This window comes from Pauljensenia sp. 20925_1_25 (assembly GCF_041433955.1).
Taxonomy (GTDB): Bacteria; Actinomycetota; Actinomycetes; order Actinomycetales; family Actinomycetaceae; genus Pauljensenia.
In genome coordinates this window covers 45,710-59,276 of record NZ_JAPWCL010000007.1, presented here as the reverse complement: position 1 = coordinate 59,276, position 13,567 = coordinate 45,710, and the positions used below count along the sequence as shown (strand labels likewise).

The window sequence follows — 13,567 nt, the reverse complement described above, 5'->3', positions numbered from 1 at the left end:
TTCTTCTTTCTGTCGTCGTGTCAGCGGGTGGAGGTATCGAGGGCGTCCGCGATCGGGAAGCGCACCAGATCGCCCTCGCCCGGGTCGAAGACCAGCGAGGACCACGAGGCCTTGACCAGGTCCGGGCGGTTCGCAACGGCCCAGCCGCGTACGTGGGCGCGCGTGTTGGCGGGTGCGACGTCGGCGGCGCGCTCAACATCCTCATCGGAGACGAGGCGCGTCACTAACCCGGCCTTCGCGAGTCGGTAGACGAGGCCGTGGTTGGGCCGCAGGTCCGCCCACTGGAGGTCGATAGCGGCCAGTCGCGGGTCGTTCCACTCCAGACCCGCGCGCTCTTTCTGGCGCTTGACGAGCTGGTACTTGCCGACCCATTCGACATCGCTCGCCACGGAAAAGAGATCGGCGCGCATGCGGTCCAGGACAGACTGCCACAGGGTGAGGATCTCCCGGTCTGCCGCCGTGGGAGTCGTGCCGGTTTCCTCGAAGGTATCCAGGACCAGGTCCAGGTAGACCTGCTGGAGTTCGGCGGCTGTGTAGGAGCCGCCGGCCGTGCCGATCTTGTAGTCGAGGTCGGGATGGTGGGAGACGTTCCAGGTTTCCTGAACCGGATCATCCATGACGATGGAATCCCAGCGCAGATCGGTGCCCTGCTCGATGGCCCACAGGACCAGGGAGGTCGTACCGAAACGTAGGAAGGCGGACACGTCGAACATGTTGCCGTCGCCGCCGATGACGTGGAGGCGGCGGAACTGCGCGGGGTTGGCGTGGGGTTCGTCGCGCGTGTTGATGATCGGACGGTTGAAGGTCGTCTCCAGGCCCACCTCGTTTTCGACGAAGTCGGCACGCTGGGACATCTGGAAGCCCGGAACCTCACTCTTCTGCCCGCGCCCCACGCGGCCCGCGCCGCAGATAACAGGGCGTGTCACCATGAACGGTGTCAGGCCTCGGATGATCGTGTCCAGGTCAGTGATGCGGGGCATCTGGTAGTTCTCATGCGTGCCGTAAGCCGCGCCCTTACCGTCCGTGTTGTTCTTGACGAGTACAATGGGCTCCTCGCCCAGTGCCGCCAGGCGCTCCATGACGCGCCTGGCGATCACCTCGCCCGCGCGATCCCACAGGAGCGCGTCGCGCGCGCCCAGGGTCTCGGGGGCTGAGTATTCCGGATGGGCGTGGTCGACGTAGAGACGCGCACCGTTGGTGAGCACGGCGGTCGTCGCGGCGGGCAGGGCAAGTTCCTCGGCCGTGGGGCGGGCGACGCGCTCGGAGCCACCGGAAGGCGCGAGGTGATACGGATCGTCCGTGAGGAGCGACGGGTCGACGGCTGCACGCGACATGCGCATACCGCGCAGGTCGTTGAGGGGGTCCTCACCCGTGTAATCCCACCGCACGACGCCCGCTCCATCGGCTGGCGAGCCGGAGCGAGAGATCTCGCCGTACGCGGACACAACACGGGTGGACAGGGCAATCGGGTTGGCCCAGGCGTCTCCGGGACGGTACACACCGTACTCGGTCTCGGTTCCGATAATGCGTTCGCTGCTCATTTCACCGCTCCAATCGGCTTGACGCTGACAATCTCGGGCGCGAGTCCGCTCGTGCGGGCCCAGTCCTCCGGCGAAGAGGTCGCGGCCAACTCCAGCGATTCGTTCATTTCTTCGTGTACGCCGCGCAGCAGGTGCTCCATGGTCAGTCCTGTTGCTTGCCCGGTGAGCGCGTCCTTGATCGCATACTTCTTCGCGCGTTCCACGATACCTGCGATGAGTGCGCCAGAGACAAGGTCCGCCAGGTAGATGCGCTTATGATCGCCGCTCACCAGCGTCGCAAGGAAAAGCGCAGTCGTCTCGTCACGGGTGTAGAGCGCGTCGACCGCTCGCGTGATCATCCCGGCCACGGCCTCGTCGATACCGCCGGCGCGCGCAACCTCCGCCGCGTGGATGGGCACGGCGGGCGTCAGGTACTTCGAGAAGATGTCGAGCGCACCCGCGCGGTCGGGGCGATCCACTCGAATACGCACGTCGAGGCGCCCGGGGCGCAGGACGGCGGGGTCGATCATGTCCGCGCGGTTGGAGGCACCGATGATGACAACGTTGTCGAGAGACTCGACGCCGTCCATCTCGGCCAACAGCTGCGGGACGATCATCGTCTCGACGTCCGAGGACACACCCGTGCCGCGCGTGCGGAACAGCGCCTCCATCTCGTCGAAGAAAATGACGACGGGGGTATCGCCTGCCGCAAGCGCGCGGGCGCGGGCGAAGATCGCGCGGATCTGGCGCTCGGTCTCACCCACGAACTTGTTAAGCAGCTCGGGTCCCTTGATCGACAGGAAGAATGTCGAAGCACCGCCGCGCTTGGACAGGGAGTTCGCGACGGCCTTGGCGATGAGTGTCTTACCCGAGCCGGGAGGGCCGTACAGCAGGATGCCCTTGGGCGGGCGCAGGCCAAACTGACGGTACAGCTCGGGATGGTTGAAGGGCATCTCGATCGAATCGCGCACCTGCGCGATCTGGGCGTCCAGGCCGCCAATATCCGCGTAAGTCACGTCGGGAACTTCGGGAGTGAGCAGCTGCTCGACGTCCTCGCGCACGATGCGTTCAAGCGCGATGCCGGAGCGCATGTCCACGACGAGGGAATCCCCGGGGCGCAGGTTGCCGTGGCGCAAAGGTCCGGCCAGCTCCAACAGAGTCTCCGCACCACCCTCGGCGGCGACGAGCACGCGATCCGGACCCACCATCTCGAGGACCGACACCACTTGGCCGCTGCGCGCGAAGTCATCAGCGGCGACGGCGATCATCGTGTCGTCTAGGCGCACCCACTGCCCGTACGACAGGTCGGTGACGTCCAGCTTGGGGGCGACGGCCACGCGCATGCGCTTACCGCCCGAAACGACCTCGATCTGACGTGCGACCGGGAAGGCACGCACGAAGGTCGCGAGCGTCTGCGGCGGGCGCGAGACATCCGCCAGCTCGCCCTGGAGGCGAATCAGCTCGGTGCGGGCCGCCGTCAGTGCGCTGGTGAGGCGACCGTTCTTTTCCTCGAGCGAGATGATGCGCCGCTCGAGTGCTTGGCGCTGCTCGACCTCACTCATTGGTCTGAGCCTCGCGTCCCTGCGACGCCCACGTGTCTGCCTGCGCGACGACGTCGCGGCGCACCTTGCGGACCTTCTTCTCAGAGTTCACGCGCTGGCCGACCTTCTCCAGGGACCAGTCCTGCTCGTCGTCCCACGCACCGCCCTGGCCTTCGGCAGCCTTGGCTGGGCGTGTCGAGCGCTCCTGCGGCGTCACGCCGGGGGCGAGCAGACGAGTCACCACAAGGAATCCGGTGTGAGCGACCATACGATGCTCGGGGCGCACCGCCAGGCCGTCAAGATGCCACTCGCGGCGCATATCCTCCCACGCGATCGGATCTGTGAAGCGTTCGGATGCGCGCAGGTCCTCGACCAGGCGCGACATCTGGGTCACCGTCGCGACGTAGCAGACGAGAACGCCGCCGGGAATGAGCGCATGCGTGATGGCCTCGATGTTTTCCCAGGGGGCCAGCATGTCGAGGACTACGCGATCAATACTCCCCTCGTCGACCGCCCACAGCACCTCGTCCACGTCGCCGACGCGCAGATCCCACGCGGGATGACGGCGTCCGAACCACAGGTCCACGTTCGCCGCAGCGATGTCTGCGAAGTCCTGGCGGCGTTCGACGGAGATCAGGCGACCGCTCGGTCCTACGGCGTCCAGGAGCGCCATGGACAGGGCACCCGACCCGGCCCCAGCCTCGATGACCGTGGCACCCGGGAAGATATCGCCCATGTGGGTGATGACGCCCGCATCCTTGGGGTAGACAACCGCTGCGCCGCGCGGCATCGACATGACATAGTCAACCTGAAGGGGACGCAGGATCTGGAACTGACGCCCCTCATCGGTCACGATGACCTGGCCGTCGGGGCGGCCGATAACGTCGTTGTGGTTGAATCCACCGCGGTTGGACTGGAAGCGTCCGCCATGTACCAAGATCACTTGGTGGAAGCGTCCCTTCGGGTCGCGAACCTGAACGCGGTCGCCCTCGGTCAAGGGGCCTCGACGGGTGGTCTGGCCAAAGTCAGTGGCCGTTTCGGAATTATTACGCTGAATAGTCATTACGTAAAGAATAGCGCCTTGGGCCTCCCCGCCCCTGCCAGGACACAAATGGGGGTGGTGAGGGTTAGCGTGGTGTTCATGACAGACCTGATTGCCCCCTCCCCCGGTCCTCGTACGTGGGATCCCGCGCTGTCGGCCTCGCGCGCGAAGGAATACGAGCGCTGCCCCCTCCAGTATCGTCTGCATGTCTTGGACGGTTACCGCGAACCCGAGACGCGCGCGAAGGCGCTGGGCACGGTGGTCCACGCGGTCCTTGAGGAGCTGTTCGGACTGGCCCCGCACGAGCGTACGCCTGAAGCTGCCCGCTCACGGGTCGCCCCCGCCTACGAGGCCGTCGTGGCGAAGACCCCTGCGATTGCCGATCTTTTCGCCGATGAGGAGGACCTTCAGGCGTGGCTTGAGGACGCGCGCGGGGTCATTGACGGCTACTTCGCCATTGAGCAGCCGCAGTGGATCGCCCCGGCCGCGCGCGAGCAGCGCGTGACGACGACGACAGCGGGTGGCGTGCGCCTGCTCGGTTTCATCGACCGCATCGACGCAGCCCCCGATGGACGACTGCGGGTCGTCGACTACAAGACTGGCAAGGCCCCCGGACCGCGCTACGTGGACGAAGCACTCTACCAGATGCGCTTTTACGCGCTGCTCTTGGCCCGCACGAAGAGGCTGCCGGCCCGCATGCAGCTGGTCTACCTGCGCGCGGGTCAGGTCATCACCTTCGATCCGGTCGCCGATGATATTCGCGCCTTTGAGCGTCACATCGATGACCTATGGACGCACATCGCCTCCGACATCGCCAATGATTCCTTCGCTGCGCGCAAGAATCCGCTGTGTAATTGGTGTGGCGTGCGCTCACTGTGTCCGGTGTTTGGGGGAACCACTCCCCCGATGCCGATGGAGCATGCACAGTGGTTGGCTCGGACTCGGCTAGGCTAGGGGGCATGGATTCGAAGCAATGCGGACGTAGCGGCCTATACCTGTCGTCGATCGGTTTGGGGACCCTGACGTGGGGGCGCGATACAGATGCGCCTGAGGCCCTCGAAATGCTCACGCACTTCGTCGACGCGGGCGGTTCCCTCCTCGAGTGCTCCCCCTCGCACGGCGACGGTATGGCCGTGGACGTCGTGTCCGAGGCCGTAGCGTCGGTGGGCAGGCACCGCGTGGTTCTCGCGTGGCGCGGAGGGATGCGCCGTGCGACTGAAGGCGCGTGGGTGGGCGCGGCCGGACGCGGGGATCTGCTGCGCAGCCTGGATGATGCGTTGGCGCGACTGGACACGGATTATGTGGACGTGTGGCTCGTGGAGCCGCGCCCGGAGGTGCCGTTGGAGGAGACCCTGGAGGCGGCGACCCTCGCTTACCGTAGCGGGCGCGCCCGCTACGTGGGTCTATCGCGTTCGTCTCACTGGCAGCTGGCCGAGGCGGTCACTCGTGGTGTCGTGGGTGTCAGCGCACCGATCACGCTCGTCGAATTCCCGTTCTCCCTCGTGGATGCTGCCTGCGCATCAACGGTAGCGGAACTGGCCAGCAGGGGGGTTGGTGTTCTGGCCGCGTCGGCGCTGGCAGGCGGTGCCCTGACGGGCAAGTACCGCCACACGACCCCCGCCGATTCGCGTGCTGCTTCCCCGCATCTTCGTCACATGGTTGAGCCTTACCTGTCGGGTTTCGCGAACAGTGTTATCGAAGCGACGCACCGCGCGGCTTCAGGCCTGGATCGCCGCACGGGAGACGTCGCCCTGGCGTGGGTACGCGATTACCCGGGCATCTCCTCGGCTCTCATTGGACCGCGAACAACTCGACAGCTCGACACCCTCCTGGAGTACACGGAGCCGCTGCCCGCCCCGATTCGCGAGGTACTCTCCGAGGTTGCCCAGTAGCGGCGAGCAGCTTGCAGATACGAACGAGGGGCCGAACCGTGTGGTTCGGCCCCTCGCCTCATGCGCGTGCGAGACGATTGGTCTCAGTCATCGACTTCGATGAAGTCGTCGTCCTCGTCTTCGTCCTCATCGTCGTAGTCTTCATCATCTTCGTCGTAGTCATCCTCGTCAATCTCATCGAGGATGTCGAAGGGGAGTTCCACGCCCAGCTGGGTGAAGAGGATATCGTCGTAGGTGAAGAAGGCGTCGCGCAGCGCCAGCTCGGCGGCTTCGAGCGCGGCGTCATCAGCCTCGTCTCCATCGCGTGCGATGTCGAAGTGGTTCTCGAAAGCGTTGAGCAGGCGCGTCAGTGCGCGGCGGGCATCTCCAGTCATAGGTCACAGTCTACCGTGAGGACGCACACTTTTTCAGGGCAGGTTGAGCTGCGAACGGATAACGGACACCATGAGGTCCGTGCCTTTGATTTCCGCCGTCTGATCGGCACCCAGGATGCGCGTCTGCCCGTCGGAATCCAGCAGCTGCGAGGCACCCATGTTCGGACCCAGCGGCAGGATGACCCATTCCTTCGTGGGAACGTAGTGGGCGTCGGGCTCCTCCCCTTCGATCTGCGCGGTGATGTTGGCGATGACAACGCGGGCCTGCTGGCGCGCGGCGTCGGCGCGCTTGGACTCGCGCACGTCGGTCAGGTCGCCGACAGCGTAGACGGTGGAGTGGCCCGCCACCTGCATGGTCGGCTCGACCCGGATCGTGCCGTTGGGGTGCATGACAGACTCGTACTCGCTGCCGATCAGGAATCCGGTGTTGGCGCGTGCGCCGTAGCACTGGAACCAGAGGTCGGCCTCGATGACCTCGCCCTTCTTGGTTTCGACCATGAAGTGCGCGAGGTCGCCGACGTTCTGAGGGGGCAGGTAGGCCAGCTCGGAGCCGGTGACGACGCGAACGCCGAGGGTGGCCAGCTGCTCGCTGATCTCATTGCGCAGGGCGTCGGTGTAGCCGGGGGTGCCCAGGATCTGGTCCGAGGCCTCGACGATCGTGATGTCCAACCCGGGGAAGGCATTGGCGAGCTCACCGGTCAGCTCAATGCCGACGGTGCCACCGCCAACGATCATGACCGAGCGGGCACGCGAGAGGTTCTCGTGGAGTTGCTCGAGGCGCGCCTTGGCGACGGAGGAACGGTAGGAGGAGTACTTGGCCGGGAAAGGGTAGGTAGAACCCGTGGCGAAGACGACGTAGTCAGCCTCGATGGGGTCATGACCGAATACGTGAACGGTCGTTCCGTGGACGGCGGAGACGGTGCCTCGCACGACCTGGCCGCGGCTCAGGAGATTCGTGTAAGGCATGAAGATCGCGTGTTCCCACACCGTGTCAACGGCGGCGCGTAGCGCGGCCGCGTGGTGGACGAACTGGTCCTTCTGCTCAATGAGGATAACGTCCGCGAGGGGGTCAAGCCCCTTGGCGACCGTGACGCCTCCGTATCCTCCGCCGATGACTGCGACGCGTGCCATGACATTCCTCCTTTTGAATGGACCGCGTCTATTGTGTCATCTCACGCCCTCAAATGCGCGTGATAGGGACCTTAGTCCGCTTCCCCTCTGTCGGTGTGACTCTCAAGGCCCAGGCCGCGCGCAATATTGGGCTGGAAGAAGTTCGGTCCCTTTAAGACCTTGCCGTCCTCGCGGAGCTTGACGGATCCGTCGGGCATGAGCTTGGACAGGTTCGACGCCTGTACTTCGGCCAGGACCGAATCGAGGTTCATCCCCGACTCGATGGCCATGCCGTAGACGACGTAGACGAGGTCAGCCAGGGCGTCGGCGGCCTCGATAACATCGCGTTCCCCCTCGTCGGCGGCGACGGCCTCGGCGGTGGCGGCCTCGATGATCGCGCGGGCGCGCGGGCCGTAGACTGCGCCCATAAGTTCGGCGAACTCCTCGGCGATCAGGCTCATGCGCATGTTCATGCGCTCGTAGTCCAGCGTCGGATCGCTGAAAGGACGGATGGGGACGGAGTAGGTGTGGTGGAACTGCAGGACCAGCTCCATCGGGCTGGGTGCGGGTGTTGGGACGGACGAAGCCGTGGTGTCCTTCTCGCTCATGCGTGGTCCTTTCGTGCGTTATCCCAGGCAGTGGCCAGGATGTTGGAAAATGCTGTGACGGTCTGATGTCCGTCGACGAGGAAGTGGGAATCCATGACGTAGGTGGGAACCGAGGCCACCCCCATGTGCATCGCCATCTGATAGTCGGAGTAGACGCGCGAGGCCCATTCCTCGTCGCCAACAGCGAGGGCGGCGAGGTCGGGCGGCATGCCAATGTCCTGCGCGCAGCCGATGAGCACCTCGGGATGGGAGATATCCAGGCCCATTTCGAAGTGGGAACGCATAATCGCCTCGGCGACTTTGAGGTGGAGAGAGTCCGGGCCGGCGACCGTGTCGTTGTCGATGTCGGCGTCGTGGGCGGCCGCGATAACCCGGTGCGCACGGGAGGTAGGAGCGATGATGAGGGAGTCAAAGTCAAAGCGAATGCCCTCTCGAGCACCCAGCGCCCGCATGCGTTCGTCGGCCTCGCGTACCTCTTCCAGGTTGGCAGCCCCGGATTCAACCAGAGCGACGATGCGTGGCTTGTCGAGCGCTGCCTCCAGGTCGGGGTCGAGCAGGTAGGCGTGCAGGTAGACCTCCATCTCGGTGCCGTGTTCACAGCGGGACATGGCGGTGCGCAGGTGTCGTAGGCCCAGGTAGCTCCACGGGTCACACGTGTCGAGCCACATATCAATTCGCACAGCGTCTCCTCACGGTTGATATGGAAAACCCCGGGGCCTTTCGGCCCCGGGGCATTTCGTGCGCGGAGGGGGACTTGAACCCCCACCCTCGTAAAATGAGGACTAGCACCTCAAGCTAGCGCGTCTGCCTATTCCGCCACCCGCGCAGGTGATCGGCGCGAACCGTTGTGATCCGCAAGCGAGTAGAAGCTTAACACGATTACATCGACATGCGCCAATCGAAACTAGGAATCGGTTTTTTCGCCCTTCAGACGGGAGTCCAATGTCGAGAAAACCTTTGCAATTGCTTCAATATCGGCATCCGTCATGCCGTCTAGGAGATACTCAGCCACCGTCTGCTGATGCAATTCTGTGGCAGCAAGCACAGTCTGGATTCCCTGAGTGGTCAGGCATGCGTCGTAGCCGCGGCGATCAACCTTGGAAGGGATGCGCTCGACCCAGCCGTCGCGGGAGAGGTTAGAGACCAGGTAGGTCACACGCGACGGCGAGTAGACGACGCGATCAGCCAGCTCACCCATGCGCAAGCGATGGCTGGGGGCCTCCCACAGTGCCAGGAGAATATTGTAGTCGGGCATAGATACGCCGTAGGCGCGCTTTAGGCGTGTTTCGAGGATTCCCTGCAGGCGTCCGGACGCCTCGAAGAAGACTCGCCACGCGGCTGCACGCGCGCTATTGGCTTGAACGATCGGGGTGAGCCGTGCTCGCGATTCCACGTGTGCCTCTCTCATAGTCGTTTCGTGTGTTTCTCTCGGGATAATAGGGCATAGTGACTAAGAAAGCACCAAGAACCAGGGGATTTTATGTCGTTGACTTTTTCTGCTGTGCTGTTTGATGTTGACGGGACGATTGTTAATTCTGCGCCCGTCATCATGGGAGCATTCCGGAGCACATTGTCAGACTTTGGACTGGAGATTCCAGATGATCAGCGCCTTCGTACCTATGTTGGCCCTCCCCTGTGGTACTCGTTTGGCGACCTGGGTTATTCGGGGCAGCTGCGCGCGGACCTGGTTTCGCGTTACAGGGAACGCTACATGGACCACTATCTTGATCCTGAGCCTTTCGACGGTGTGCGTGATCTGCTGTGGGATCTGCACCATGCGGGCGTTCCCCTTGCGACGGCCACATCCAAGCAGACACCGATGGCGATCGCGCAGATGGAGCATTTGGGCCTTGCGGATGCCTTCGACGTGATCGCGGGGGCGACGCCGGATCCGGGGTCATCGAAGACGACGGTCATTCACGAGGCCGTGGCTCGCTTGGGCGCGATGGGTGCGGACGTGTCGCATCCCGTCATTGTTGGCGACTCTATCTGGGACGTGCGCGGCGGCCACGAGGCCGGCATCCCCGTCATCGGTGTCGGTTGGGGGTATGCGACGGAGGATGGCCTGGATGACGCCGAGGTTGTGTGCGAGACGGTCGAGGATCTTCGCGCGCTTCTCATGCCGACCGGCTACTGAGGGGCGTTAGCGGAAGTCGCGCGAGCGCACCTGGATGGGCAGACGCACGGGAGCGAGCCGGAAGGCTCGAACGTTGACTGCGCCGTCACCCCACTCGAGCGTGCCACGTACGAGCAGGGCACCCGACTCGAGGCCGATGCGTCGAAATTTGTTCCAGGTACCCACAGCCACCGAGACGTTAACGAATCCGGACTCGTCTTCGAGGGACAGGAAAGTGACGCCGCCGCCGGTGTGGGGGCGCTGTCGGTGCGTGACCAGCCCAGCCACGTCGACGATCCTCCCGTCAAGGTGGGCGCCGAGTTCTGCAGCGCGCAACACGCCGGGCGGCAGGTCCCCTCTCAGATAGGAGAAGGGGTGTTTCCCGGGGGTGAGTCCGGTTGTCTCGATATCGGCGCGCATCTGCTCGGTGTGCGTCAGAGGTGGCAAGTCGGGGACGCGGGTGTCTACTTCGGTACCCGGTAGGAAGGGCTGCCATTCCCCCTGGCGCGCAGTCGGCGCGGCCAGCGCCCCCGCGGCCCAGGTTCCCTCACGTCTGCCCACGCCCAAGCATTCCAGCGCTCCAGCCATAGAAAGACACTCCATGTCCGATGCGCTCAGGTGGGCGCGGTTCGCCAGGTCCGCTTGGGAGGAAAAAGCTCCCGTTTCTCTCACCCTCACGATGCGCTCGGCAGCCCGCCCCAGGCCTCGTACCGACGATAATCCGATGCGCACCACCAGCTCCTCGTCCACGTCCAGCGGAATGACCTGACGCGACGGGAGTGGGTCGGGGCGGCCCTCCCGATACTCCTGCTCCCCGGGAACGCCGGGTGCACATTGCACGCCCGTGTCCAGGAAAGAGTCGTTGACCGAGGGTCCCAGGACCGTCACTCCGTGCCTGCGCGCGTCCTGGACCAGCGTCGCCGGCGAGTAGAAACCCATCGGCTGGGAGGAGAGGATCGCCGCGTAAAAATGCTCGGGCGCGTGAACCTTGAGCCACGCGGAGGCGTAGACGATGTGCGCGAAAGAAAAAGAGTGCGACTCGGGGAAACCGAAGTCCGCGAAGGCCTTGAGCTGATCGAAGATGCGTTCGCGCGTGAGCGTGTCGATCCCGCGCTCTTCCATGCCCGCCATGAGTTCTCCCTTGAGGGCTTCCATGCGCTCGGGGCTACGCTTGGCACCCATCGCTCGGCGCAGCTGGTCAGCGCGTGCCCCAGACAGGCCAGCGGCATCCGTGGCAATGCGCATGAGCTGCTCCTGAAAGAGGGGCACCCCGAGGGTTTGGCGCAGCGCGGGTTCGAGGAGCGGGTGCAGGTAGGTGACCGGCTCACGTCCCGCACGCCGACGCAGATAGGGGTTGACCGCATGCCCCTGAATGGGGCCGGGGCGCACGAGTGCTACTTCGACGACGATGTCGTAGAAACAGCGCGGTTTGAGGCGCGGCAGCGTATTCATCTGCGCGCGCGACTCGACCTGAAACACACCCACGGTGTCGGCGGCGCAGAGCAGGTCGTAGACACGCGGGTCTTCTTCTGGCAGGGTATGCAACCCCAGAGGCTGATCCCGGCGTCCACGCAACGAACGTGGTGCCCACCCGCGCAAGCGTGGATTCGCCGGTCCATCCGCTCGAATGTCGTCAGCTTGTAGTTCGTCAAAGGCGACGCGCAGCGCCGTGAGCATACCGAGGGAGAGCAAGTCAAACTTGACCAGACCAGCGTCCGCGCAATCCTCCTTATCCCACTGCAACACCGTGCGTCCCTCCATGGCAGCCCATCCCACCGGACAGATACGAGAGACCGGCTGGTCGGTGAGCACCATACCGCCCGAATGGATACCCATGTGCCGGGGCAGGCGCAACAGAGCCCGGGCGGCGTCGCCAACGAGTGCTGGCACTTCCCCCTTTCCCCGCGACCACGCCTGCGCGCTGCCCGCCGGGTATCCCAGCGCCCGCGCCGCGTCACGCATCGCCGAACGTGGTCGATAGGTGATGACGTTAGCGACCTGTGCCGCGCGGTCGCGCCCGTAGAGGTCGTAGATGTGCCGGATAACCTCCTCACGCCTACAGGCCTCGATATCGATATCGATGTCGGGCGGCCCCGAGCGCGCGTCCGACAGGAAGCGCTCGAAAAGGAGGTTGTGGCGCACCGCGTCCACCGCCGTGATGCCCAGGCAAAAGCACACAGCCGAGTTTGCGGCACTGCCCCGCCCCTGACACAAGATGCCGCGCTGGCAACAAAAATCGACGATTTCCTTGACGATCAGGAAGTATCCCTCGAATCCGAGGCGCTCGATAATGACTAGCTCGCGGTCAATCGTCTCCCAGGCCCGCGGGTCTTCCTCCCGCGGGCCGTAGCGCTCGCGGGCCCCCTCGTGAGCGAGATAGGCGAGCCAGCTGCCAGAAGAGTATCCCTCTGGGACGTGGATGCGCGGAAGCCGGGGAGCGACGAGACGCAGGTCGAAGGACGCTTCCTCCGCGACCTCGCAGGAGTGCACGAGTGCCTCGGTGTGAGCGGCATGCAGACGGGCCATCTCTGCGGGTGAACGTAGGAAGGGCCGATGTGCTCCGAGGTGAGCCACGGCCTCGTCCAATGAGGAACGCAGACGGGTCGCCGCAAGGATGTCACCGAGGGCACGCTTGGAAGGCGCAGACATTCGCGCACCCGTCGTGGCGAGCAGTCGAACCCCCATCCCCTGTGCAAGCTCGGCGAGAGTGTCTCCCGCGTCGAGGCCGTCTCCGGCTGCTGCCTGCCACTCGATGAGGAGGCGATCCACCCCTCCAACCGCCTCCGCGAGCGCACCGGCCATGCGCCGCGCCCATGTGGGGCCACCGGTGTATAGGGCGCGCATGAGGGGTCCGCGCCTCCCCCCGGTCATGATGAGCAGGTCAGCGCCAGCCTCGTTTACGTCCTCGAGGGTAAAACGTGGAGCGCGCTCCCCTGTCTGTGACAGCGCGCGCTCGCTCATCATGCCGACGAGGTTTTCGTAGCCGTGGGGGCTTGAGGCCAGGATGGGGAGGCGGATACCTGGCTCCTCCGCGCCGGGGGCGAGTCCCCAGCCACTCGCCTGAGCGCCTGGAACGACTGCTCGCAGCGTGCTCGGGTCCAGGGTGATCTCGGCTCCGTAGACAATCGGCAGGCCGCAGCTGCGCGCCGCCATCGTGGTCTGCACAGTCGAGTACATGCCGTCGACATCGAGAATAGCGAGAGCATCCAAGCCCAGGCGTGAAGCCTGTGCGACCATATCCGCAGGCTCGTCGGTGCCTTCCAGGAAGGTGAACGCACTGTGTGCGTGCAGCTCGGCGTATCGGGGTTCATTGGTCACCCATCCATCATATCGAACATATGTTCGATAATGCTGTGTTGGCCCG

The 13,567-nt window shown here is 64.7% G+C and carries 12 protein-coding genes and 1 tRNA gene; 3 read left to right on the top strand and 10 right to left on the bottom strand.

What is annotated here, in order from left to right:
* Positions 1-20 precede the first annotated feature (20 nt).
* The 3 genes from dop to O3932_RS04750 are packed head-to-tail and all read right to left on the bottom strand — an operon-like array spanning position 21 to position 4,124.
* Positions 21-1,541, bottom strand: a complete 1,521-nt coding sequence (gene dop, locus O3932_RS04760; protein ID WP_296504398.1) for a depupylase/deamidase Dop — start codon at positions 1,539-1,541, stop codon at positions 21-23.
* Positions 1,538-3,082 (bottom strand): proteasome ATPase, encoded by a 1,545-nt coding sequence (arc, locus tag O3932_RS04755; protein ID WP_371536608.1) that lies wholly within the window; start codon positions 3,080-3,082, stop codon positions 1,538-1,540. The genes dop and arc overlap by 4 nt, the downstream gene beginning before the upstream one ends.
* On the bottom strand, positions 3,075-4,124 hold the full coding sequence (locus O3932_RS04750; RefSeq protein WP_296504403.1) for a tRNA (adenine-N1)-methyltransferase: 1,050 nt from the start codon (positions 4,122-4,124) through the stop codon (positions 3,075-3,077). Before O3932_RS04750 ends, arc begins: the two co-directional genes overlap by 8 nt.
* Before the next feature lie 78 nt (positions 4,125-4,202).
* Between O3932_RS04750 and O3932_RS04745 the strand changes: the two genes are divergently transcribed.
* Together O3932_RS04745 and O3932_RS04740 are read left to right on the top strand one after the other, a co-directional pair.
* The gene (locus O3932_RS04745; RefSeq protein WP_296504405.1) at positions 4,203-5,057 is read left to right on the top strand and encodes a PD-(D/E)XK nuclease family protein; all 855 of its coding nucleotides are present in this window, start codon (positions 4,203-4,205) and stop codon (positions 5,055-5,057) included.
* Between the two features lie 5 nt (positions 5,058-5,062).
* On the top strand, positions 5,063-5,995 hold the full coding sequence (locus O3932_RS04740) for an aldo/keto reductase (protein WP_009649014.1): 933 nt from the start codon (positions 5,063-5,065) through the stop codon (positions 5,993-5,995).
* Positions 5,996-6,078: 83 nt separating this feature from the next.
* Here the strand turns inward: O3932_RS04740 and O3932_RS04735 are convergent, their stop codons facing one another.
* From O3932_RS04735 to O3932_RS04710, 6 genes are all read right to left on the bottom strand, one after another.
* Positions 6,079-6,369 carry a hypothetical protein gene (locus tag O3932_RS04735; RefSeq protein WP_009649043.1) on the bottom strand — a complete coding sequence of 97 codons (291 nt, stop codon included), beginning with the start codon at positions 6,367-6,369 and terminating at the stop codon, positions 6,079-6,081.
* 33 nt (positions 6,370-6,402) lie between these two features.
* Positions 6,403-7,500, bottom strand: coding sequence for an NAD(P)/FAD-dependent oxidoreductase (locus tag O3932_RS04730; RefSeq protein WP_299239427.1), 1,098 nt, complete (start codon positions 7,498-7,500; stop codon positions 6,403-6,405).
* A gap of 71 nt (positions 7,501-7,571) precedes the next feature.
* On the bottom strand, positions 7,572-8,087 hold the full coding sequence (locus O3932_RS04725; RefSeq protein ID WP_009649020.1) for a nucleoside triphosphate pyrophosphohydrolase family protein: 516 nt from the start codon (positions 8,085-8,087) through the stop codon (positions 7,572-7,574).
* Positions 8,084-8,767, bottom strand: a complete 684-nt coding sequence (locus O3932_RS04720; RefSeq protein ID WP_315293779.1) for a DsbA family protein — start codon at positions 8,765-8,767, stop codon at positions 8,084-8,086. Before O3932_RS04720 ends, O3932_RS04725 begins: the two co-directional genes overlap by 4 nt.
* Positions 8,768-8,826: 59 nt before the next feature.
* Positions 8,827-8,913 (bottom strand) — tRNA-Leu (locus O3932_RS04715).
* A gap of 78 nt (positions 8,914-8,991) precedes the next feature.
* Entirely contained in the window at positions 8,992-9,480 is a 489-nt protein-coding gene (locus O3932_RS04710) for a MarR family winged helix-turn-helix transcriptional regulator (protein ID WP_009649005.1), read from the bottom strand.
* An 87-nt stretch (positions 9,481-9,567) separates the two neighbouring features.
* Here O3932_RS04710 and O3932_RS04705 point away from each other — a divergent pair, with 87 nt between their 5' ends.
* A complete protein-coding gene (locus tag O3932_RS04705; protein WP_314567874.1) occupies positions 9,568-10,224 on the top strand; it encodes an HAD hydrolase-like protein in 657 nt (218 codons plus the stop codon).
* 6 nt (positions 10,225-10,230) lie between these two features.
* Here O3932_RS04705 and O3932_RS04700 read toward each other — a convergent pair whose 3' ends face one another.
* Positions 10,231-13,521, bottom strand: coding sequence for an error-prone DNA polymerase (locus tag O3932_RS04700; RefSeq protein WP_371536603.1), 3,291 nt, complete (start codon positions 13,519-13,521; stop codon positions 10,231-10,233).
* Positions 13,522-13,567 lie beyond the last annotated feature (46 nt).

Bases quoted from the DNA above. Each gene is read 5' to 3' on its own strand.
- dop (WP_296504398.1), bottom strand. From the start codon at position 1,541: ATGAGCAGCGAACGCATTATCGGAACCGAGACCGAGTACGGTGTGTAC.
- arc (WP_371536608.1), bottom strand. From the start codon at position 3,082: ATGAGTGAGGTCGAGCAGCGCCAAGCACTCGAGCGGCGCATCATCTCG.
- O3932_RS04750 (WP_296504403.1), bottom strand. From the start codon at position 4,124: ATGACTATTCAGCGTAATAATTCCGAAACGGCCACTGACTTTGGCCAG.
- O3932_RS04745 (WP_296504405.1), top strand. From the start codon at position 4,203: ATGACAGACCTGATTGCCCCCTCCCCCGGTCCTCGTACGTGGGATCCC.
- O3932_RS04740 (WP_009649014.1), top strand. From the start codon at position 5,063: ATGGATTCGAAGCAATGCGGACGTAGCGGCCTATACCTGTCGTCGATC.
- O3932_RS04735 (WP_009649043.1), bottom strand. From the start codon at position 6,369: ATGACTGGAGATGCCCGCCGCGCACTGACGCGCCTGCTCAACGCTTTC.
- O3932_RS04730 (WP_299239427.1), bottom strand. From the start codon at position 7,500: ATGGCACGCGTCGCAGTCATCGGCGGAGGATACGGAGGCGTCACGGTC.
- O3932_RS04725 (WP_009649020.1), bottom strand. From the start codon at position 8,087: ATGAGCGAGAAGGACACCACGGCTTCGTCCGTCCCAACACCCGCACCC.
- O3932_RS04705 (WP_314567874.1), top strand. From the start codon at position 9,568: ATGTCGTTGACTTTTTCTGCTGTGCTGTTTGATGTTGACGGGACGATT.